Annotated in this window: 18 protein-coding genes; 11 read left to right on the forward strand and 7 right to left on the reverse strand. The window is 72.3% G+C overall.

Going from position 1 to position 19119, the window contains the following annotated elements:
- Positions 1-19 precede the first annotated feature (19 nt).
- Positions 20-577: an NADAR family protein gene (locus OG430_RS15615; protein ID WP_327353105.1), complete on the forward strand. Its 558-nt coding sequence runs from the start codon at positions 20-22 to the stop codon at positions 575-577.
- 375 nt (positions 578-952) lie between these two features.
- Here OG430_RS15615 and OG430_RS15620 read toward each other — a convergent pair whose 3' ends face one another.
- Positions 953-1843 carry a DUF4190 domain-containing protein gene (locus OG430_RS15620; protein WP_327353106.1) on the reverse strand — a complete coding sequence of 297 codons (891 nt, stop codon included), beginning with the start codon at positions 1841-1843 and terminating at the stop codon, positions 953-955.
- Positions 1844-2057: 214 nt separating this feature from the next.
- Here OG430_RS15620 and OG430_RS15625 point away from each other — a divergent pair, with 214 nt between their 5' ends.
- Positions 2058-3092, forward strand: coding sequence for an adenosine deaminase (locus OG430_RS15625; RefSeq protein ID WP_327353107.1), 1035 nt, complete (start codon positions 2058-2060; stop codon positions 3090-3092).
- Between the two features lie 58 nt (positions 3093-3150).
- On the forward strand, positions 3151-3831 hold the full coding sequence (locus tag OG430_RS15630; RefSeq protein ID WP_327353108.1) for a glycerophosphodiester phosphodiesterase: 681 nt from the start codon (positions 3151-3153) through the stop codon (positions 3829-3831).
- 42 nt (positions 3832-3873) lie between these two features.
- Here OG430_RS15630 and OG430_RS15635 read toward each other — a convergent pair whose 3' ends face one another.
- Positions 3874-4614 (reverse strand): GntR family transcriptional regulator, encoded by a 741-nt coding sequence (locus tag OG430_RS15635; RefSeq protein WP_327353109.1) that lies wholly within the window; start codon positions 4612-4614, stop codon positions 3874-3876.
- Positions 4615-4851: 237 nt separating this feature from the next.
- On the opposite strand from OG430_RS15635, the gene OG430_RS15640 reads away from it, so the two are divergent.
- From OG430_RS15640 to OG430_RS15660, 5 genes are all read left to right on the forward strand, one after another.
- The gene (locus OG430_RS15640) at positions 4852-5880 is read left to right on the forward strand and encodes a BMP family protein (RefSeq protein WP_327353110.1); all 1029 of its coding nucleotides are present in this window, start codon (positions 4852-4854) and stop codon (positions 5878-5880) included.
- Positions 5877-7517: an ABC transporter ATP-binding protein gene (locus tag OG430_RS15645; RefSeq protein ID WP_327353111.1), complete on the forward strand. Its 1641-nt coding sequence runs from the start codon at positions 5877-5879 to the stop codon at positions 7515-7517. Before OG430_RS15640 ends, OG430_RS15645 begins: the two co-directional genes overlap by 4 nt.
- Before the next feature lie 127 nt (positions 7518-7644).
- A complete protein-coding gene (locus OG430_RS15650; protein ID WP_327353112.1) occupies positions 7645-8766 on the forward strand; it encodes an ABC transporter permease in 1122 nt (373 codons plus the stop codon).
- Positions 8763-9686 carry an ABC transporter permease gene (locus OG430_RS15655; protein WP_327353113.1) on the forward strand — a complete coding sequence of 308 codons (924 nt, stop codon included), beginning with the start codon at positions 8763-8765 and terminating at the stop codon, positions 9684-9686. Before OG430_RS15650 ends, OG430_RS15655 begins: the two co-directional genes overlap by 4 nt.
- Before the next feature lie 73 nt (positions 9687-9759).
- The gene (locus OG430_RS15660; RefSeq protein WP_327353114.1) at positions 9760-10761 is read left to right on the forward strand and encodes an ornithine cyclodeaminase family protein; all 1002 of its coding nucleotides are present in this window, start codon (positions 9760-9762) and stop codon (positions 10759-10761) included.
- 13 nt (positions 10762-10774) lie between these two features.
- On the opposite strand, the gene OG430_RS15665 is transcribed toward OG430_RS15660, so the two are convergent.
- Positions 10775-11431: an NADPH-dependent F420 reductase gene (locus OG430_RS15665; RefSeq protein WP_327353115.1), complete on the reverse strand. Its 657-nt coding sequence runs from the start codon at positions 11429-11431 to the stop codon at positions 10775-10777.
- 55 nt (positions 11432-11486) lie between these two features.
- On the opposite strand from OG430_RS15665, the gene OG430_RS15670 reads away from it, so the two are divergent.
- A complete protein-coding gene (locus OG430_RS15670; protein WP_327359110.1) occupies positions 11487-11879 on the forward strand; it encodes a winged helix-turn-helix transcriptional regulator in 393 nt (130 codons plus the stop codon).
- Positions 11880-12023: 144 nt separating this feature from the next.
- Positions 12024-13181, forward strand: a complete 1158-nt coding sequence (locus tag OG430_RS15675) for a serine hydrolase domain-containing protein (protein WP_327353116.1) — start codon at positions 12024-12026, stop codon at positions 13179-13181.
- A 136-nt stretch (positions 13182-13317) separates the two neighbouring features.
- Here the strand turns inward: OG430_RS15675 and OG430_RS15680 are convergent, their stop codons facing one another.
- From OG430_RS15680 to OG430_RS15690, 3 genes are all read right to left on the reverse strand, one after another.
- Positions 13318-14436: a polyamine ABC transporter substrate-binding protein gene (locus tag OG430_RS15680; protein WP_327359111.1), complete on the reverse strand. Its 1119-nt coding sequence runs from the start codon at positions 14434-14436 to the stop codon at positions 13318-13320.
- 231 nt (positions 14437-14667) lie between these two features.
- Positions 14668-15936, reverse strand: a complete 1269-nt coding sequence (locus OG430_RS15685; protein ID WP_327353117.1) for a sensor histidine kinase — start codon at positions 15934-15936, stop codon at positions 14668-14670.
- Positions 15937-15989: 53 nt separating this feature from the next.
- The gene (locus tag OG430_RS15690) at positions 15990-16643 is read right to left on the reverse strand and encodes a response regulator transcription factor (protein ID WP_327353118.1); all 654 of its coding nucleotides are present in this window, start codon (positions 16641-16643) and stop codon (positions 15990-15992) included.
- A 140-nt stretch (positions 16644-16783) separates the two neighbouring features.
- On the opposite strand from OG430_RS15690, the gene OG430_RS15695 reads away from it, so the two are divergent.
- Positions 16784-17389: a hypothetical protein gene (locus tag OG430_RS15695; RefSeq protein WP_327353119.1), complete on the forward strand. Its 606-nt coding sequence runs from the start codon at positions 16784-16786 to the stop codon at positions 17387-17389.
- Positions 17390-17537: 148 nt separating this feature from the next.
- Here OG430_RS15695 and OG430_RS15700 read toward each other — a convergent pair whose 3' ends face one another.
- Positions 17538-18974 carry a gamma-aminobutyraldehyde dehydrogenase gene (locus OG430_RS15700; RefSeq protein WP_327353120.1) on the reverse strand — a complete coding sequence of 479 codons (1437 nt, stop codon included), beginning with the start codon at positions 18972-18974 and terminating at the stop codon, positions 17538-17540.
- Positions 18975-19119 lie beyond the last annotated feature (145 nt).

Here is a 19119-nt window from a genome sequence, read left to right on the forward strand (position 1 = left end):
GAACAGCGGGGGGAACGGCGTGGGATTCGAGAGTCTCGACGCACTGATCGCGCAGGTCAACCGGGGGACGAAGGTCAAGTACCTGCACTTCTGGGGGCACGCGCCACGTAAGGACGGGTCGATCGGGGCGAGTTGCCTCAGTCAGTGGTGGCCGGCGCCGTTCGAGGTGGACGGCCTCAGTTACGCGACGGCCGAGCACTGGATGATGGCGGCCAAAGCCCGCCTCTTCGAGGACGCCGATGCCGAGCGCGCGGCACTCGCCGCCAAGTCGCCTGCCGCCGCGAAGAAGGCGGGGCGTCTTGTCCGGGGGTTCGACGACGCGCTCTGGGAGCGCGAGCGCTTCGGGATCGTGGTCGAGGGCAGCGTGCACAAGTTCGCGGCCGACGACGCGCTGCGCTCGTTCCTGCTCGGCACCGGCGAGCGCGTCCTCGTCGAGGCCAGCCCGCTGGACCGCGTCTGGGGCATCGGGCTCGCGCAGGACGACGAGCGAGCGGACGACCCGGCGCGGTGGCGGGGGCTCAACCTGCTGGGGTTCGCGCTGATGGAGGCGCGGGGGCGGCTGGGCGGGGAGGGCTGAGGTTGCGCGGGGGCGGGGCGCGAGCGAGGCCGGGGGCGCCGGGACCGGGCGGGGGGCGGAGGGCGGGGGCCGGAGGGCGGGGGCAGCGGGGCCAGGCGGGGGCCGGGGGCGGCGAGGCGGAGGGCGGCGAGGCGCGGGCGGAGGCGGCGCGCGGCCCGGGCGGCGGCGGGCGGAGGCGGCCCGGGCGGAGGCGGCCCGGGCGGAGGCGGCGCGAGGCCCGGGCGGAGGCGGCGCGAGGCGCGGGCGCAGGCGGCGGCGGGCGGCGGGCGGCGGGCGGAGGTTGCTCGTTGGCTATGTGGGGGGAAAGGGGCGTTTTTGCGCCCGAAATGCCGCTATTGCCTGCCCCTTTTCCCCCACATGGCAAGGGCTGGAGGGTTAGCGGGGCGCCGCGATCGCTGTGTCGTACGTCGGGGCGTCCTGCGAGTCGTTGTCCTTCTCCGACTGCACGATCGCCCAGATCATGAAGGAGAGCATCGCGATGCCGACGACGATGCCGATCACCCCGGTGATGATCCCCGCCAGTGCCATCCCGCCGTTGGTCGCCTCACCGCGCGCGGCCTTCTTGCGGCCCAGGATGCCGAAGATCAGCGCGAGCGTGCCCAGGATGATCCCGAAGATGCCCCAGAAGCAGAACAGGACTATGGACAGAATGCCGAGGACCATCGCGGCCGTGCCCATGCCGTTGCTGGGCATCGGCACCTGGCCGTACCCCCAGCCGTAGCCGGGGCCGCCGCCCGGGTAGGACGGGTACGACGGATAGCCCGGGTAGCCGGGGTGGCCCGGGTGACCGCCGTAGGGCGGCTGGGCTCCGTACGCGGGCTGGGCCGGGCCCTCGGGGCCTACGGGCGGCGGGGGCACCGCGTCGGTGGGGGCGGCGGGGCCCGGCTGGGCCGTAGGGCCCGCGGGCGGCGCGAAGGGGTTCGGGCCGGGCGGGGCGAAGGGGCCGGGCCCCGGGGTCGGTCCGGAGGCGGCGGGCGGGGCGAACGCGCCGGCCGGGCCGGACGCGGGCCCTGCGGGAGTCGCCGCGGGAGGCACGTCAGCGCCGGGCATCGACGTCACGGTGGGCTGGCTGTGCAGGGTCGACCCCGAATCGGGCGCCGACCGCTCGGGCTTGGTCAGCTCCACCTTGTCCTGCGGCTCCTGCGGCTCCTGCGGCTCCTGAGCCTCCTGAGCCTCCTGAGGCGCCCGCGGCGCCCGGCTCTCCGGCGGGGCCCACGGGTCCCGGTCCTCGGGCTCGCCCGGGCTGTGCTGGTCGTTCGCTGACATGGGCGGACCCTATCCTTCGCGCTCGGTGATGCTAAGGGCCAGGCTTCGGCCGGGCCGTCCTCCTCATACGATGATCCCCGAACGCGTGGCCACCCGGTACCGGGTCCTTGGACCCGGATTTCCAGCCCGAGGGCCGCGCGGCCGGCAATACCCGCAGCCGTACCAGTACCAGTACCAGTTACCCGTACCCACGCCCGTTCCTGGGGAGGACCCCGTGACCGACCTGCACGCCTTCATCGCCGGACTGCCCAAGGCCGAGCTGCATGTGCACCACGTGGGGTCCGCCTCGCCGCGCATCGTCGCCGAGCTCGCCGCCCGGCACCCCGACTCCGCGGTGCCGACCGACCCCGAGGCGCTCGCCGACTACTTCACGTTCACGGACTTCGCGCACTTCATCAAGGTCTATCTGTCGGTGGTCGATCTCATCCGTACACCGGAGGACGTCCGCCTGCTGACCTTCGAGGTCGCCCGCGACATGGCCCGGCAGAACATCCGCTACGCCGAGCTGACCATCACCCCCTCCAGCTCCACCCTGCGCGGCGGCATCGACGCGCACGCCTTCATGGACGCCATCGAGGACGCCCGCAAGGCCGCCGAGGCCGAGCTCGGCGTCGTCCTGCGCTGGTGCTTCGACATCCCCGGCGAGGCCGGCCTCGAAGCCGCCGAGGAGACCCTGCGGCTCGCGACCACCGAGGGCCTGCGCCCCGAGGGCCTGGTCTCCTTCGGGCTCGGCGGACCCGAAATCGGCGTACCGCGCCCGCAGTTCAAGCCGTACTTCGACCAGGCGATCGCGGCCGGCCTGCACTCCGTGCCGCACGCGGGCGAGACCACCGGCCCCGGCACCATCTGGGACGCCCTGAACGACCTGGGCGCCGAGCGCATCGGCCACGGCACGAGCGCCACCCAGGACCCCGAGCTGCTCGCCCACCTCGCGAAGCACCGCATCCCGCTCGAGGTCTGCCCCACCTCGAACATCGCGACCCGCGCCGTGACCGACCTCGACCAGCACCCGATCAAGGAGATGGTCGCGGCGGGCGTGGTCGTCACCATCAACTCGGACGACCCGCCGATGTTCGGCACCGACCTCAACAACGAGTACGCGGTCGCCGCCCGCCTCCTCGACCTCGACGAGCAGGGCCTCGCGACCCTCGCCAAGAACGCCGTCGAGGCGTCCTTCCTGGACGAGACCGGCAAGGCGAAGCTGGCGGCGGAGATCGACGCCTACACGACCCAGTGGCTCGCCCGCTGAGCCCCGCCGCACCCCGGCACGGGTCGCCCCCGACCTGGCCCCCGACCACAATGGCCACATGCAGACCGTGACCGCCGTGGGCCACCGGGGCGACCCGTACGTCGTCCGCGAGAACACCGTCGCCTCCCTGCGTTCCGCGCTCGCCGCGGGCGCGGACGCCGTGGAGATCGACGTACGGCTGACCCGCGACGACGTCCCCGTGCTGCTGCACGACGCCTCGCTCAAGCGGCTGTGGGGGCACGACCGGCCGCTGGCCGCGCTCTCCTCGGACGAGGTGCGCGGGATCACCTCCGGTGGAGTGCCCACGCTGGAGGAGGCCCTCGCTGGCACGGGGGACGACGCACGGCTCATGGTCGATCTACCGGACGCGGATGCGCGTACCGCCCGGGCAGTCGTCGAGGTGATCCGCGCCTGCGGGGCCGAGGAGCGGGCGTACTACTGCGCGGGTCCGAGCGAAATGCTCGCCGTGCGTGCCGCAGATCCGGCCGCCGAGATCGCCCTGACCTGGAAGTCCCTCGCGCCGCCCCGGCGTGCGCTGCTCGACGCGGTGCGCCCGCGCTGGCTGAACTACCGGTTCGGGCTCCTGGACCGGGAGTTGGTGGGGCAGGTGCACCGGGACGGATATCTGGTGTCGTGCTGGACGCCGGACACCGTGCGCTCGATGCGGCGGCTCCTGGACATGGGCGTCGACTCGATCACCACGAACCGCGTGGACGCCCTGCGCACGCTGGCCTGGTAAGCCGGGTGAGCACGCCGGCCGGGGTAAGGGGAGAGCCCCGCGTCAGCTCCGGCGGCGACGCCGGGCCGCGACCGCCTCGGGGTCGATCTCCGGATGGGACCACTCGGCCGCGAGCGCCAGGCTGTCCGCCCGCCCCGCGGTGACATGCCCGTGTGCCAGGACCGCCGCCCGGTCCGCGTCGCCGGCCGCGATCGCCTCGTACAGCTGCTCGTGCTCGGTGCACTCCTTGCCCGGGTCGCGCTGGGCGGTGAGCCGGAACAGCCAGTGCATGCGGGCCTCCAGAGGCCGCATCATGCCGGTGAGCAGCGGGTTCGCGGCGAGTTCGACGATGTCGGTGTGGAAGCCCGCGTTCGCGGCGGCGATGGTGTCACGGGAGCGGGAGCCGGCCGGCGCGCGGGTCGCGGCGCGCGCCTCGTCCAGCCGGGCCGCGAGCCGCTCCAGGCCCCCGGCGTCGGCGCGTTCGGCCGCCAGGCGTGCCGCGAGGGACTCCAGGGATTCGCGTACGTCGAACAAGTCGCGTACGTCGGTGGGGGTGAAGGGCGCGACCAGGGCGCCCCGGTGCGGCACCAGCAGGACGAGCCCGTCGGCCTCCAGGCGACGCAGGGCCTCGCGCAGCGGAATGCGGGAGACCTCCAGCTCGGCGGCGAGGTCACGCTCCACCAGGCGCTGTCCGGGCTGGAGTTGGGCCTCGATGATGCGCCGGCGCAGGGTGTCGTACGCACGGTCGCGCAGGGAGCCGCGCTGCGAGCCGGGCGGGCGGGCTGCTGTCGCTGCTGACTTCAAGGGGGGATCCTCCAGTTTCCGGACCTGCCCACAGTAGGCCGCCGCCGGACGGGCACCTCGATTGCTAACGGGCTCCTAACCTCGCGGAAACACGCCACCCCGAGACTGAGGCGACTTAACGGTATACCAGTAACTGGTTGCCGGCCCTTCGTCCCGCTGGCTTGCGGGCCCCCGTCCATCCGGCTTCGGGCCCCTCGCCCAACTGGCTTGCGAGCCCTTCGTCTTGGAGGCACTTCAGTGGCGTACTCCCCTTCCGGCGCCTCGCCGATTCCCCGCACCGCGGTCTCCTCCGCCGCCGTCGCCGTGTGCGGGCTGCTGCTGCTCACCGGCTGCGGCGGCACGTCCTCCGCCGAGGGCAAGGACGGCGGCGGCAAGCTCAGGGTCGGGGTGCTCTTCCCCGGCTCGCTCTCCGACGACGGCTTCATGGAGTCGGCGTACCTCGGCTATCAGCGGGCCGCCAAGACCCATCGGGGCAAGGTCGACTTCAGCAAGGTCGAGCAGGTCGCGCCGGCCGACTACGAGCAGGCCCTGGTCCGCTTCGCCACCAAGTCCGACCTGGTCGTCTCGCTCGGCGGGCAGACCGACGCGGCCGTACGCAAGGTCGCGGCGCGCTTCCCCCAGGTGAAGTTCGCGGAGATCGGCGGCCCGGCCGACGCGAAGCCGCTCACGAACCTCGCCCTGTACGACCCGCAGCAGGCCGAGGGGGCCTTCCTCGCCGGTGCCGCCTCCGCGCTGCTCTCCGAGAAGGGGACGGTCGCCTTCGTCGGGGGTGCGGAACTGCCCGCGATCGTGAACGCGGCCGAGGAGTTCGAGAAGGGCGCGAAGGCCGCGGACCCGAAGGTGAAGGTCCTGGGCCCGCAGTACGTGGGCGACTTCAACGACGCCGCCAGGGCCAAGCAGTCGGCGCTCGCCGACTTCGGGGCCGGGGCGGACGTCCTCGGGCAGATCCTCAATCTGGGCCACAAGGGCGTCGCGCAGGCCGCTCAGCAGCGTAAGGGCGCATTGATCGGAGGTCCGATCGCCCACAAGTGCGGGACCGAGGCGGCGTACGCCGGGTACGTCGAGACGGACATCGGCGCGGAGATCGAGTACGCGGTGGACCGGCTGGCCGCCGGGAAGTGGAAGGCGGAGTCGGTCCGCTTCGGGCTGACCTTCGAGGAGCCGCACAACGACATCGTGCTCTGCGAGAAGCCCGACGCCTCCGCGCAGAAGACCCTCGACGAGCTCAAGTCGAAGATCGCGGCCGGGGAGATCAAGACCCGATGACCACGGCCGCCGACACTCATGGGCGGGCCCCCGCCCTCGAAGTCACCGGGCTCGCCAAGTCCTTCGGCGCGGTCAGCGCGCTGGACGGGGTGGACCTCGTCGTCGAACCCGGCAGTGTGCACTGCGTCCTCGGCGAGAACGGGGCGGGCAAGTCCACGCTCTGCCATGTGATCGGCGGCTCGCTCACCGCGGACACCGGGACGCTGCGGCTGTACGGGCAGCCGTACGCACCACGGCGTCCCGCCGACGCGCTGGCCGCCGGAATCGCCATGGTGCACCAGCACTTCAGCCTCGTGCCGACGCTGACCGTCGGCGAGAATCTGCGGCTGCTGCGGCTGCGGGACCTGCCACGGCGGATCGCGCGGGTACGTGCCGAGTACGGCCTCGAACTGGACCTGGACGCCCGGATCGGGGACCTGCCGGTCGGGGTGCGGCAGCGGGTCGAGATCGTGAAGGCGCTGCTGCACGCACCTCGGCTGCTGCTGCTCGACGAGCCCACCGGAGTGCTCGACCCGGCCGGGACCGATGCGCTCCTTGCCACCTGTCGGCGCATCGCGGAGGCCGGGCACGCGGTGGTCCTCGTGACGCACAAGCTGGGCGAGGTGGCCCGCGCGGGGGACGCGGCGACCGTGCTGCGGGGCGGGCGGGTGGCGGGTGCGGGGCCGTTGTCCGAGCTGCCGCCCGAGCGCCTGGTCCCGTTGATGATCGGCCGGCCCGCGGCTTCCCTGGATGCTTCGCTCGCGGGGTCGATCGGCCTGACTCCCGTCAACTCCAAGGGAACTGGCGGCAGTTGCAGCTCGCCTGCCGAGACGGACGCAGGCCACCCCGACAGCGGCCTCGCGCTGCGCCTGCGCGACCTCACCGTGCGCCGCGCCGACGGGACGTACGCGCTCGACCGGGTCTCGCTCGACGTCGCGCGCGGCGAGATCGTCGGCATCGCCGGGGTCGACGGCAACGGGCAGAGCGAACTCATGGCCGTGCTCGGCGGATCCCTCGCCCCGGACGGCGGGAGCGTGGAAGTGGGCGGTACGGATCTCACGCACGCCACGCCCGCGGCACGGACCCGCGCCGGGCTCGGGGTGGTCCCCGAGGACCGGCATCACGAGGGCTGCGTACCGCAGTTGTCGGTCGCGGAGAACCTCTTCCTCGGGCGGCTCGACCGGTTTCGCCGGTACGGGGTGTTCCTGGACCGGCGGGCGATGCGGAGGGCCGCCGAGCTCGTGATCGCCGAGCATCGGATTCGGGCGGACGGGCCGGGCGCACCCATGGCCTCGCTGTCCGGCGGCAACCAGCAGAAGGCCGTACTGGCAAGGGAGTTGGCCCTGGATCCCTTGGTCTGCCTCGCCGCCGCGCAGCCCACCCGGGGCCTCGACGTCGGCGCGGTGGACGCGGTCCACGGGCGCGTTCGTGAGGCGGCTGCCGCCGGGTCGGGAGCGCTGGTGGTCTCTGCCGAGTTGGACGAGTTGCTGGGTCTGTGCGATCGCATCGCGGTGGCTTATCGGGGGAGGTTGCTCGGCTCCGTCGAGGCGGGTGCCTGCGGCGCGCGGGAGCGGATCGGGCGCCTGATGCTAGGCGCGGAAGCGGCGGGGGCCGACTTGCCGGAGCCTGACTCGCGGACCTCGGCCGTGTCGGCGTAAGCGCTCCGCAGGAAGTGCCGCGAGAGGCCGTCTGTCCACTGCGGCGCCGTCGTGGCTGGTCGCGCAGTTCCCCGCGCCCCTTCGGGGCACGCCCCCCTTCCCCGACTCCTCCCATCAAGGACTCCCCATGCCCGCCCCACCCCTACGTCACCCCCTCCCCATAGCCGTCCTCGCCGGGCTGCTCGCCGCGGCCATCGGCATGGCGCTCGTCATCGCCGCCGGAGCCGACCCCGTCGCCGCCTGGGCCGCTCTGGAAGAGGGGATGTTCGGGTCGCCGTACGCGCTCGGCAGTTCCCTCAACTCCGCCGCGGTCCTCGCCCTCATCGCCACCGGCTTCACCGTCGCGCACCGCGCGGGACTGGTGAACGTGGGCGGCGAGGGGCAGCTCTGCGCGGGCGGCATCGCGGCCGCGGCCACCGGGCTCGCCCTGCCCGCAGGCATCCCCACGGTGATCGGCGTCCCGGTCACGCTCGCCGCGGGCTTCCTCGCCGGTGCGCTGTGGGCCGGGATCGCCGCCTGGCTGAAGACGGCGCGCGGCACCAGCGAGGTGATCACGACGCTGCTCCTCAACTTCATCGGCACCGGGCTCGTCTCGGTGGCCGTGCACGAGGCGGCCCTGCTGCGCCAGCCGGTGACGTCGTCGGAAACACTCCCCCAGTCCGCGCCCCTCCCGGTCGGCGCCCAACTGCCGCTCATCGGCGGGGTCGAGTCGCCCGCGACGGCCGTCGTCGTGATCGCGGCGGTGGCGGTCGTGGTCACCGGCGTCGTGCTGCGGCACACTCCCGTGGGCCTGCGCCTGAAGTCGGTCGGGCACTCCCCCGCCGCCTCGGCCCGGCTCGGTCTGCCCGTCGCCCGCCTGGAGACGGGCGGCCTCACCTTCGCGGGCGGCCTCGCCGGGGTGGCGGGCGCGGCGCTGGTCGCGACGGCGCCGTACGTCCTCGCCGAGCACTTCTCTTCTGGCTACGGCTTCTCCGGACTGGTCGTCGGCCTGCTCGCGCGTGGCTCGCTGACCGCCGTCGCCGCGACCTCGCTGCTCTTCGGCTTCCTCACCAGCGGCGGCATCAACCTCCAGCTGGCGGCGGAGGTCCCGGCGTCCTCCGTACAGATCGTGCAGAGCCTGCTGGTGCTGTTCATCGCGGCCGCCATGCTCTGGAGCAACCACGCAGGCAACAAGCACCCGGGCGGCAACCACACCGGCAGCCACACCGACAGCCACACCGGCAGCGACCCCACCCGGAGCACCTCATGAGCGCCGTCGTCGACGAACTGGCCTCGGGCGGCGTCCGCCTGGCCGTCCCTCTCCTGCTCGCCTCCAGCGGTGAACTGCTCAGCGAACGCGCGGGAGTTCTCAACCTCTCCGTCGAAGGCATGATGCTGACCGGCGCCTTCGCGGGCGCCGGCGGAGCCCTCGCCTCCGGCAGCGCGGCCGTCGGCGCGCTCACCGCGCTGGCTGCCGGGCTCCTGTTCGCCGCGCTGCAGGCCCTGCTCTCCGTCACCCTGCGGGCCGACCAGATCGTCACGGGCATCACCGCCAACGCGCTGGCCCTGGGCGCAACGACGTACGGCGCGCGGCTGCTCTTCGGCGACGGCAAGGCCGACTCCGTGCCCGGCTTCGACCCGCTGCCCGTCCCCGGCCTGCACCGCATCCCGGTCCTCGGCCCGGCCCTCTTCGAGCAGACCGCACTCGGCTATGCCGCCTTCGCGATCGCGGCCGCGCTCGCCTTTGGACTGAGCAGGCGTACGCAGTGGGGCCTGGTCATCGACGCGGTCGGCGAGGACGCCACCACCGCGGACCGCTGCGGAAGGCCCGTCCAGGCGGTGCGCTACGCCGTCGTCCTCGTCACCGGTGCCGTCTCCGGGCTCGCGGGCGCCCAGCTCGCGCTGTCCGAGGTGCACGCGTTCAGCGACAACATCACCGGCGGCATCGGCTATCTCGCGGTGGTCGCGGTGATCGCAGGGCGGTGGCGCGCCTGGCCGACCGTCGCGGCCTGCCTCTTCTTCGGCGTCGCACAGTCCCTGCAGTTCGCGGCCCCCGCCCTCGGTCTGCACGTCTCGGCGCCACTGCTCACCACGCTGCCGTACGTGTTCGCGCTGCTCGCCGTCAGCGGTCTGGTCGGCCGCAGCCGGGCCCCGTCGGGGCTCACCGTGCCGTTCGTACGCGGCACATGATCACCCAGACCCGACAATCGACCGATGGCCCGCACGAATTGACCGCCGGCCTGCACGCTCCCGGAGGAACCCCATGCCCCAGACCCTGATCCTGACCCGCTCCGACGTCCTCGGGCTGCTCGCCGACGCCACCGGGGAAGTCGAGTCCGCGGTGCAGCGGGCCCACCGGGACCTGGCGCTCGGCCGTGCCGTCCTGCCCGCCCCGCCGGCGATGGCCCTGCCCGGCTCGGACGGGACCTTCCTGGCGATGGCCTCGGCCTCGGCCCCGGCCGGCCTGGCCGCGGTGAAACTCCTGGCCGACCTGCCCGGCAACCGGGAGCGGGGCCTGCCCGTGCAGCGCTCGTCCGTCCTGGTGACCTCGACGGAGACCGGCGCCCCCGAGGCGCTGCTCGACGGCGGCGCGCTCACCCGGGTGCGGACCGCCGCGGCCACCGCGGTCGCCACCCGCGCCCTGGCCCGCGCGGACGCCCGCACCCTCGGCCTCATCGGCACCGGCCCGCTGGCCCACGCCCATGCCCACGCGCTGCTGCCGGCCCGCGCCTACGAGCGGATCGTGCTATGGGGACGTACGCCGTCCAGGAGCCAGGAACTCGCCACCACGCTGACCTCCGAACTCGGCCTGGAGGCAAAGGTGTTGGACTCCCCCCGGGCCGTCACGGAGGCGGCCGACGTCCTGTGCACACTCACCCCGTCCCGCGAACCCCTCGTACGTGGCGCCTGGTTCCTCGACGGCCAGCACATCAACGCGGTCGGCGCCCCGCCCCGCCCCGACCACCGGGAGATCGACACCGCAGGGGTCGTACGCTCCCGGATCGTCGTGGACGCCTTCGACACGGCGCGGGCGAAGTCCGGCGAGGTACTGATCCCGCTCGCCGAGGGCGCCCTCGGCGAGGACGACTTCCGCTGCGAGCTCGGCCAGGTCCTGGCCGGACTCGCGCCCGGCCGGACCTCCGACGCCGAGATCACCCTGTTCGACTCCGTGGGCGTGGGCCTCCAGGACCTGGCCACGGCCCGCCTCCTGATCGACCTCGCCCGGGAACGGGACGTGGGCACCCTCATCGACCTCGGCGCCTGACCTGCGGGGCAGGTCAACCCGCCGCATGCGTCAGCGGCGGCGCGATCGCCTGCGCATCGACCCCCTCCCCCACCCACAGCCCGATCAGCACCGCCGCTGTGGCCTCCAGCAGACCCGCCCGCTCCAACCCGCCCGCCGCGTACGGCTCGCAGCCGAGGTCCCGCACCAGTTCTCGTACGCGGATGAGGGCGGCCTCGTCGTCTCCGGCGAGCGGGACTCCGAGCGGGCGGCCGTCGAAGACCGGCGGGGTCAGGCGCCAGACGCCCTCGTGGCAGAGGTTGAACGCCTTGACCACATGGGCCGTCGGGGCGGCGGCCGCGATGCGCTGCGCCGCGGAGGGGCCGCCGGCGGTGGCGAGCGTGAAGCCCTCGACCACGGGGTTGGTCGGGTCGATCAACGTGCGTCCGCGCAGGGCCGGTTCGGGCAGCGCGGCGAGTATCGCGGGCGCCGCGTCGTGCGGGACGGCCAGGAGGACCGCCTCGCCGAACTCGACGGCGTCCGGGATGCCGCCGTGGGCCGCTGTGCCGCCGTGGTCCGCATCGAGCCCGGCGACGAGGGTCTTGGCCGCCGCCAAGTCGCGGCCACCGATGCGTACTTCGTGGCCTGCTGCGAGCCATTGGGCGGCGAAGGCCGAGGCCATGCCGCCCGTGCCGATGATGCCGATCTTCATGGTGCTTCCCTTCCGAAGTGCGTACACACGGACACTAGGAAGCGGTTCGGGCACCATTTGGTACGTGACGACCGACCCCGCACCCGACCGCTTCCTCGCCGACTGCCGCGCACGTCTGGCCTTCGACCTGCTCGCCAACACCTGGAACGCCGTGGCTCTTTGGGCCCTGCGCCACGGCCCCCGGCGTCCGGGCGAGCTGCGGGAGCACATCGGCGGGATCAGCCCGAAGGTGCTCACCGAGACGCTGCGCAGGCTGGAGTTCAACGGACTGGTGACCCGGCGGGCGTATGCGGAGGCGCCGCCCCGCGTCGAGTACGAACTGACCGCTCTCGGACGTACGTTGCTGGGGCCGATCGAGTCGTTCGGAGCGTGGGGATTCGCGTACGGGGACGAGGTCATGGCGGCACAGGACCGGGCCGAGCGGCAACGGGCGGAGCAGGCCCCCTAGGGGGCAGCCCCGACAACAGGCCGCTGGATGGCGGCAGTTGACTCCGGGCTCCACCAGGGTCGTTCCCTGATCCACTGGGGGCGTCCCCCGGGCCAGGATGGGAGCCGTTCCGCACCGCATCCCACACCCGGAGGCACGTACCCCATGAACGCCAGGACCCGCACTCTGCTCGCCGCCGCTCTCGTCCTCGGCATCGCCGCCGGCCCCGTCGCCACGACCGCCTTCGCCGCGCCCTCGACGCATTCCGCGACCGCCGCCACCCAGGAGTACGGCCCCGACGCCGCGGCCCTGCGCAAGGCGATTGCGGGCCTGCCGAACAGCGATGCCACGGCCGCGCTCGTACGCGTCGGCGGCAAGGGGAGCTGGCACGGCAGCGCGGGCGTCCACGACATCGTGACGAACCGGAAGGCCCAGGAGAACGCCAGATTCCGGGCCGGGTCCACCACCAAGGTGGTCACCTCGGCGGTCGTGCTGCAGCTCGTCGCGGAGGGGAAGCTCAGCCTGGACGACACGGTGCAGGAGTATCTGCCGGATCTGCTGTCGGCCGACTTCCAGCCCATCACCGTACGGCAGTTGCTCACCTTCACCAGCGGGCTGCAGTCCGGGAAGTCCTTCGGCGGCAGCGTCGAGGAGGAGTACCCGCACCGCTTCGAGACGCTCACTCCCGAGGAGGTCGTGGCGTCCTCCGTGGCCAAGGGGCCCTACCGGGGTGAGGGCGAGGGTCCCGGCAAGAAGCAGCGGTACGCCAACATCGACTACACCGTGCTCGGCATGCTCATCGAGAAGATCACGGGCGACTCGTACGAACACCAGGCGCAGGTCCGCGTCTTCGACCCGGTCGGGATGCGGCACACGTCCTTCCCGGGCGGGCCCGACCCCCGCATTCACGGGCCGCACAACCGCGGATACCAGGTGATGGGCGGGAAGCTCGTCGATGTGACCGAGTGGAACATGTCGGACCGGTGGGCCGCGGGAGACATGATCTCGACCACGGCCGACCTGGAGAAGTTCCTGTTCGCGCTGTTCGGGGGCGAGGTGGTGCCGTCGGCGCAGCTGGAGGAGATGTTCACGGTGCCGGACATCGATGGGGCGACGATGAGTGCGGGGCTGTCCCGGATCGAGCTGAGCGAGGACGAGGTCGTGTGGGCCAAGACCGGGGGGCGGCCCGGGTACAACACGGTGATCGCGGGGACTCGGGACCTGTCCCGGACCCTGGTGTATTCGGTCAACTCGACCGACGCGAAGGGGGAGGCGATGAATCCGGTGGCGGAGCGGGTGGTGCGGGCTGCGTTCAGTCGTTGATCTTCCCCTCCCCGCCCCTTCCCGAAAGTCCTCAAACGCCGGACGGGCTGACTTTGTCAGCCCGTCCGGCGTTTGAGGACAGTCTTTGAAGCCGGCGGCGGCCTTTCGGGAAGGCGCGGGGAGGGGAGGCGAAGATCTAAAGCCCGGCAATCCCATTCCACCGCTTGGCCAACTCCACCCGTTCCCCCGACGTGATGTCCCGCGCGATGGCCAATCGCGACCGCATCGCATCATCCGGAAAGATCAGCGGATCCTCGGCCAACGCCGCCGTCTCCTCGTCCTTCGACGACGCCAGCACATCCCTAGCCGCCGGCACCGGACACACATAGTTGACCCACGCCGCCAACTCGGCGGCGACCGAAGGGTCGTAGTAGTGGTCGACCAACGCCTCCGCATTCCGCTTGTGCCGCGCCAGATTGGGAACCATCAGGGACTCCGACCACAACTCGGCCCCCTCCTCCGGCACCACGAACTCGATCTCCGGTTTGTCCGCCTGGAGTTGGATCACATCCCCGGAGTAGGCCTGGCAGGCCAGGACGTCCCCGCTCTCCAGATCCTTGATGTAGTCGTTGCCGGTGAACCGGCGGATGTGCCGCGAATTCACCAGCTTCTCCACCCGGTCGCAGACCCGGTGGAAGTCATCCGTACGCCACCGCGTGATGTCCACGCCGTCACCCTGCATCAGCAGCGCGAACGCCTCGTCAAGGCCCGAAAGCAGCGTGACCTTGCCGCGCAGGTCCGGCGCCCACAGGTCGGAGACCGAACGGATCTCGCGGCCGAGCTTCTTGCGGTTGTACGCGATGCCGGTGATGCCCGACTGCCAGGGCACGGAGAAGCGCCGGCCCTTGTCGAAGCGCGGGGTGCGCAGGAGCGGGTCCAGGTGTTTCTGCACGTTCGGCTGGCGGGAGCGGTCCATTTCCTGGACCCAGCCGAGGCGGACGAAGCGGGCGCACATCCAGTCGCTGATGACGATCAGGTCCCGGCCGGTGGCCTGGTGGTTCATCAGGGCCGGGCTGATCTTCCCGAAGAACTCGTCGTTGTCGTTGATCTCTTCGGTGTACGACACCGATATGCCGGTGCGCTTCTCGAAGGCGTCCAGAGTGGGCCGACGCGACGCGTTCTCGTCGTCCGTGTCGATGTAGAGCGGCCAGTTGGCGAAGGCGAGACGCTTCTCCCGGGACGACACATCGGCTGCCGCGCGCTCGTCCGGGGCGATGTAGGCCGCAGGCACCCCGCAGCCCGCGAGGGCGGCCATCGCGGCGCCGCCGCCCAGGCTTCGCAGCAGGGTCCGGCGGGACGGGCGAGGCACAGAGGACAGGCGGGGGGTCCTTCGGTTCGCTGACACCTCCGCAGCATGGCGCGCGGATCTTGGCCGGGCAATGGACGCTGCGTCGAGCGCGCGCGGGCGGTGACCCGACAGGCTGTCGATCGGCCGTCGACGGCCTGCCCGTCGGTCGTCGCAGGCTTGCCCCTCGGCCGTCGCCCGTCAGGCCGGAGGCAGCGTGACCTCGACGTTCAGCCCGCCCTGTGCACGCGGGCTCGCCCGGACCGCTCCCCCGTGCGCCGCCGCCACGGCCGCGACGATGGACAGGCCGAGCCCCAGACCGTCGCGGGTGCGGACCCGGTCGGGCCCGAGGCGGCGGAAGGGCGCGAAGAGGCCGTCCACCTGGTCGGCCGGGATCATCGGGCCGCTGTTGGCGATGCGCAGGGTGGGGCGCCCGGCCTCCATGCCTGTCCACAGCGAGATCCAACTGCCGCTCGGATCCGGGGAGTTGTGGCGTACGGCGTTGTCCCTGAGGTTGACCACGAGCCGCTCGATCAACTGCGGATCGCCGAGGAGCGGCGCCCTGTGCAGCTCGGCCGCCACCCGGGGCACCCCCGGCCCGGCGGCGGGCAGCAGCGCCCGGACCAGGACCGCGAGGTCGACGTACTCCCGTCGCTCGAGCCCGCGCTGGCTGCGCGCGAGGGTGAGCAGCGCGTCGATGAGCCGCTCCTGCTCCTGCCCGGCCGCCCGCACCCGGCCGAGGGCCGCGCGCAGGTCCACGGCGTCGGCGCCCTGGTCGGCGAGCGTGATGTCGATGACGGCCTGCTGGAGCGTGAGCGGCGTACGCAGCTCGTGCGAGGCGTTCGCGACGAACTGCCGCTGCGCCGCGAAGGCGTCCTCCAGGCGGGCAAGGAGGTCGTCGAACGTGTCCGCAAGGTCCTTGAGTTCATCGGCGGGGCCCGGCACGGCGAGCCGCTCGTGCAGATTGTCGGCCGAGATGCGGCGGGCGCCGGCGGTCATGGTGCGCAGGGGCGCGAGGACGCGGCCGGCCATGAACCAGCCCAGGCCGAGGGAGGCTGCCGCCATCAGGCCGAGCGCGATGCCCGACTGGACGACCAGGTCGTTCAGCTGGTCCTGGCGGACGGCGGCAACCTTCTCGTCCAGGACGGACTTGAAGCCCATCTCACCGCCAGGCAGGCCGAGTTCGTCGGGGAGCTGCACGGAGTCCGTGCGAGGGCCGGTGGACTGGGCCCGGGAGACCAGGACGTACGTGATGGTGAGCAGGAGCGCGCCCGCGATGACGAAGAGGCCGCCGTAGAGCAGGGTCAGGCGCCACCTGATGCTTTTCCCCGGCCGGGTTGCGCGTCGCTGTGACCGGGGCGTGCGGTGTTGCGGCTGATCTTCCTTCGCTGAGGTCGCGGGGACGCTGCCCCCGGGCCCCCGGTCCTCAAGCGCCGGACGGGCTGGTATTCGCCCCTCTTGTCCGGGCATGCGGTGCCCTCGATTTGTCTGGGCATGCGGTGCCTGCCCCGGGCGGGCCCTGGTCATAGGCGATACCCGGCCCGCTCCACCGTCTCGATGAGCGGTGGTTCGCCGAGCTTGCGGCGCAGGCGGCTGACCGTGACCTTGACGGTCTGGCTGAACGGGTCCGCCGCGTCGTCCCAGGCCCGTTCCAGGAGTTGCTCGGCCGAGACGACCGCGCCCTGGGCCGCGAGGAGCAGTTCCAGGACCGCGAACTCCTTGGGGGTGAGCGTCAGGCGCCGGCCGGCCCGTGAGGCGGTGCGGCGCGCCGGGTCGAGGCGCAGTTCGCCGCGGACCAGGACCGGGGGCAGGGCGGGTTGGGCCCGGCGGCCCAACGCCCGGATGCGGGCGACCAGTTCGGTGAAGGCGAAGGGCTTCGGGAGATAGTCGTCGGCGCCGATCCGCAGGCCTGCCACCCGGTCCGCGACCGTGCCGGACGCCGTGAGCATGAGGACGCGCGCCCTGCTGCCGGCCGCCACCAGGGCCCGGCACACCCGGTCTCCGTGCAGGCCGGGCAGGTCGCGGTCGAGGACGACCACGTCGTAGGCATTGATCTCGGCTCGTTCGAGCGCGGTCGCCCCGTCGAGGACGACGTCGACGGCCATCCCCTCGCGGCGCAGCCCCCCGGCCACGGTCTCGGCCAGTTCCTCATGGTCCTCGACCACCAGCACACGCATGGGTCGAGCGTGCCCGAGCCGTGGTCGGGGGGCCGTAAGGCAGAGCTGTGAGCGTCTGTTCCCGTGCCGTAACCGGCGCCGCGCTTCTCTGGTTCCACACCGCCCCACGGCGGCAACGTACCTACCGCAGGAGGAAGTTGATGGAAGCGCCCGCAGGATTGGAACCCGCAACCCCGGAACCCGCAACCCCCGCGCCCCGGTCGAGGCGCGCCCGGCGCCGTCGGCTGACGCTCGCCGGCGCCCTGCTCACGGCCGCCACGCTCGGCACGGTCTTCTCCGTGCAGGCCATGGCCGCAGGCGGGACCACGCCGCCGCCCGGCGCGCCGCCCGCGCACGACAAGGCCATCGGCGAACTGAAGGCCGGCAAGGGCCACGAGCGGGGCTTCATGATGGCGATCCGGCTCAAGGACGGCGACGTAGCGAAGATCAAGGATGCGAACGAGGACTTCACGGCCTGCATGCGCGACGAGGGCCTGCACAAGTTCCCCGGCTTCGAGGTGTCGTCCGACGACGACGGCTCGGTACTGCTCGAACTGAGCCTGAACGGCAAGGGTGGTCTGGACCCGACGTCGAAGAAGTTCCAGAAGGCGTATCGGACCTGCGCGCCGATCTTCAAGGACGCCGGCGTCGACCTGCCGGACTCACCGGTGCCGCCCGGGAAGCCGGGAAAGCCCGGTGAGCCCGGGTTGCACAAGGAGTTCAAGGACGACGGCAGCCCCGACGCGAGCACAAGCGCAAGCGTCTGAGCGGTGGGCGGCGAGGGTTGCGCCCCGAAGGGGCGCGGGGAACTGCGCGACCAGCCCCCACCGGCCCGCAGAAGACCTACTCGCCTCCGCGGAGCGGCCCCGCACGGGACAACTCCCGTGCGGGGCCGCGTCATGGCCTTGCGGAGGCTCAGCCCAGCGACGTCATCACGTGCTTGATCCGCGTGTAGTCCTCGAACCCGTACGCCGACAGGTCCTTGCCGTACCCGGACTGCTTGAAGCCGCCGTGCGGCATCTCCGCGACCAGCGGGATGTGCGTGTTGATCCAGACGCAGCCGAAGTCGAGGACCTTGGACATGCGCATCGCGCGCGCGTGGTCCTTGGTCCACACCGAGGAGGCGAGGGCGAAGCGGACGCCGTTCGCGTACTCGACGGCCTGCTCCTCGTCCGTGAAGGACTGGACGGTGATGACCGGGCCGAAGACCTCGTTCTGGATGATCTCGTCGTCCTGCTGGAGGCCGGAGACGACGGTCGGGGCGTAGAAGTAGCCCGTCTCGCCGACCCGCTGACCGCCGGCCTCCACGCGCGCGTGCGCGGGCAGGCGGTCGATGAAGCCCTCGACCTGGGCGAGCTGGTTCGGGTTGTTGAGCGGCCCGTACAGCACGTCCTCGTCGTCCGGCATGCCGGTCTTGGTGTCCGCCGCCGCCTTGGCGAGCGCCGTCACGAAGTCGTCGTGGATCGACTCGTGCACGAGGACGCGCGTGGCGGCCGTACAGTCCTGGCCCGCGTTGAAGAAGCCCGCCACCGAGATGTCCTCGACGGCCTTGGCGATGTCGGTGTCCTCGAAGACCACGACGGGCGCCTTGCCGCCGAGCTCCAGGTGGACCCGCTTGAGGTCCTTGGACGCGGACTCGGCGACCTGCATACCGGCGCGCACGGAGCCGGTGATGGAGGCCATGGCCGGGGTCGGGTGCTCGACCATCGCGCGGCCGGTGTCGCGGTCGCCGGTGACGACGTTGAAGACGCCCTTGGGCACGATCGAGCCGATGATCTCCGCCATCAGGATCGTGGAGGCGGGGGTGGTGTCCGAGGGCTTGAGGACGACGGTGTTGCCCGCGGCGAGCGCCGGGGCGAACTTCCACACGGCCATCATCATCGGGTAGTTCCACGGCGCGACCTGGGCGCAGACGCCGATCGGCTCGCGGCGGATGATCGAGGTCAGCCCCTCCATGTACTCGCCGGCCGCGCGGCCTTCGAGCATCCGGGCCGCGCCCGCGAAGAAGCGGATCTGGTCGACCATGGGCGGGATTTCCTCGGAGCGGGTGAGCCCGATCGGCTTGCCGGTGTTCTCGACCTCGGCGGCGATCAGCTCCTCGGCCCGCTCCTCGAAGGCGTCCGCGATCTTGAGGAGGGCCTTCTGGCGCTCGGCGGGGACGAGGTCGCGCCAGGCCGGGAAGGCAGCGGCGGCGGCCGCCATCGCGGCGTCGACGTCCGCGGCGCCGGACAGCGGCGCGGTGGCGTACGCCTCTCCGGTCGCGGGGTTGACCACCTGGGTGGTCCGTCCGTCGGCGGCGTCCCGGAATTCTCCGTCGATGTAATTGCGCAAACGACGCAGCTCGGTGGTCACTGCCCGGCCTCCTGATCAGCTGTCCAATGGATGAGACACCCACACTAGTCCGAGCACCAACGCTTTCGACATACCCAGACGGCAACTCCTGCGGATTCCGTGACTCAGAGGCACGCAAACAACGAATTTCATCGGTCTGCTCTTG

The sequence above is a fragment of the Streptomyces sp. NBC_01304 genome (assembly GCF_035975855.1).
Classification (GTDB): Bacteria; Actinomycetota; Actinomycetes; order Streptomycetales; family Streptomycetaceae; genus Streptomyces.

Excerpts from the sequence above, each read along its gene's own strand:
- OG430_RS15620 (WP_327353106.1), bottom strand. The coding sequence starts at position 1,843 with ATGTCAGCGAACGACCAGCACAGCCCGGGCGAGCCCGAGGACCGGGAC.
- OG430_RS15630 (WP_327353108.1), top strand. The coding sequence starts at position 3,151 with ATGCAGACCGTGACCGCCGTGGGCCACCGGGGCGACCCGTACGTCGTC.
- OG430_RS15645 (WP_327353111.1), top strand. The coding sequence starts at position 5,877 with ATGACCACGGCCGCCGACACTCATGGGCGGGCCCCCGCCCTCGAAGTC.
- OG430_RS15650 (WP_327353112.1), top strand. The coding sequence starts at position 7,645 with ATGCCCGCCCCACCCCTACGTCACCCCCTCCCCATAGCCGTCCTCGCC.
- OG430_RS15655 (WP_327353113.1), top strand. The coding sequence starts at position 8,763 with ATGAGCGCCGTCGTCGACGAACTGGCCTCGGGCGGCGTCCGCCTGGCC.
- OG430_RS15660 (WP_327353114.1), top strand. The coding sequence starts at position 9,760 with ATGCCCCAGACCCTGATCCTGACCCGCTCCGACGTCCTCGGGCTGCTC.
- OG430_RS15665 (WP_327353115.1), bottom strand. The coding sequence starts at position 11,431 with ATGAAGATCGGCATCATCGGCACGGGCGGCATGGCCTCGGCCTTCGCC.
- OG430_RS15675 (WP_327353116.1), top strand. The coding sequence starts at position 12,024 with ATGAACGCCAGGACCCGCACTCTGCTCGCCGCCGCTCTCGTCCTCGGC.
- OG430_RS15680 (WP_327359111.1), bottom strand. The coding sequence starts at position 14,436 with ATGGCCGCCCTCGCGGGCTGCGGGGTGCCTGCGGCCTACATCGCCCCG.
- OG430_RS15685 (WP_327353117.1), bottom strand. The coding sequence starts at position 15,936 with ATGCCCGGACAAGAGGGGCGAATACCAGCCCGTCCGGCGCTTGAGGAC.
- OG430_RS15690 (WP_327353118.1), bottom strand. The coding sequence starts at position 16,643 with ATGCGTGTGCTGGTGGTCGAGGACCATGAGGAACTGGCCGAGACCGTG.
- OG430_RS15695 (WP_327353119.1), top strand. The coding sequence starts at position 16,784 with ATGGAAGCGCCCGCAGGATTGGAACCCGCAACCCCGGAACCCGCAACC.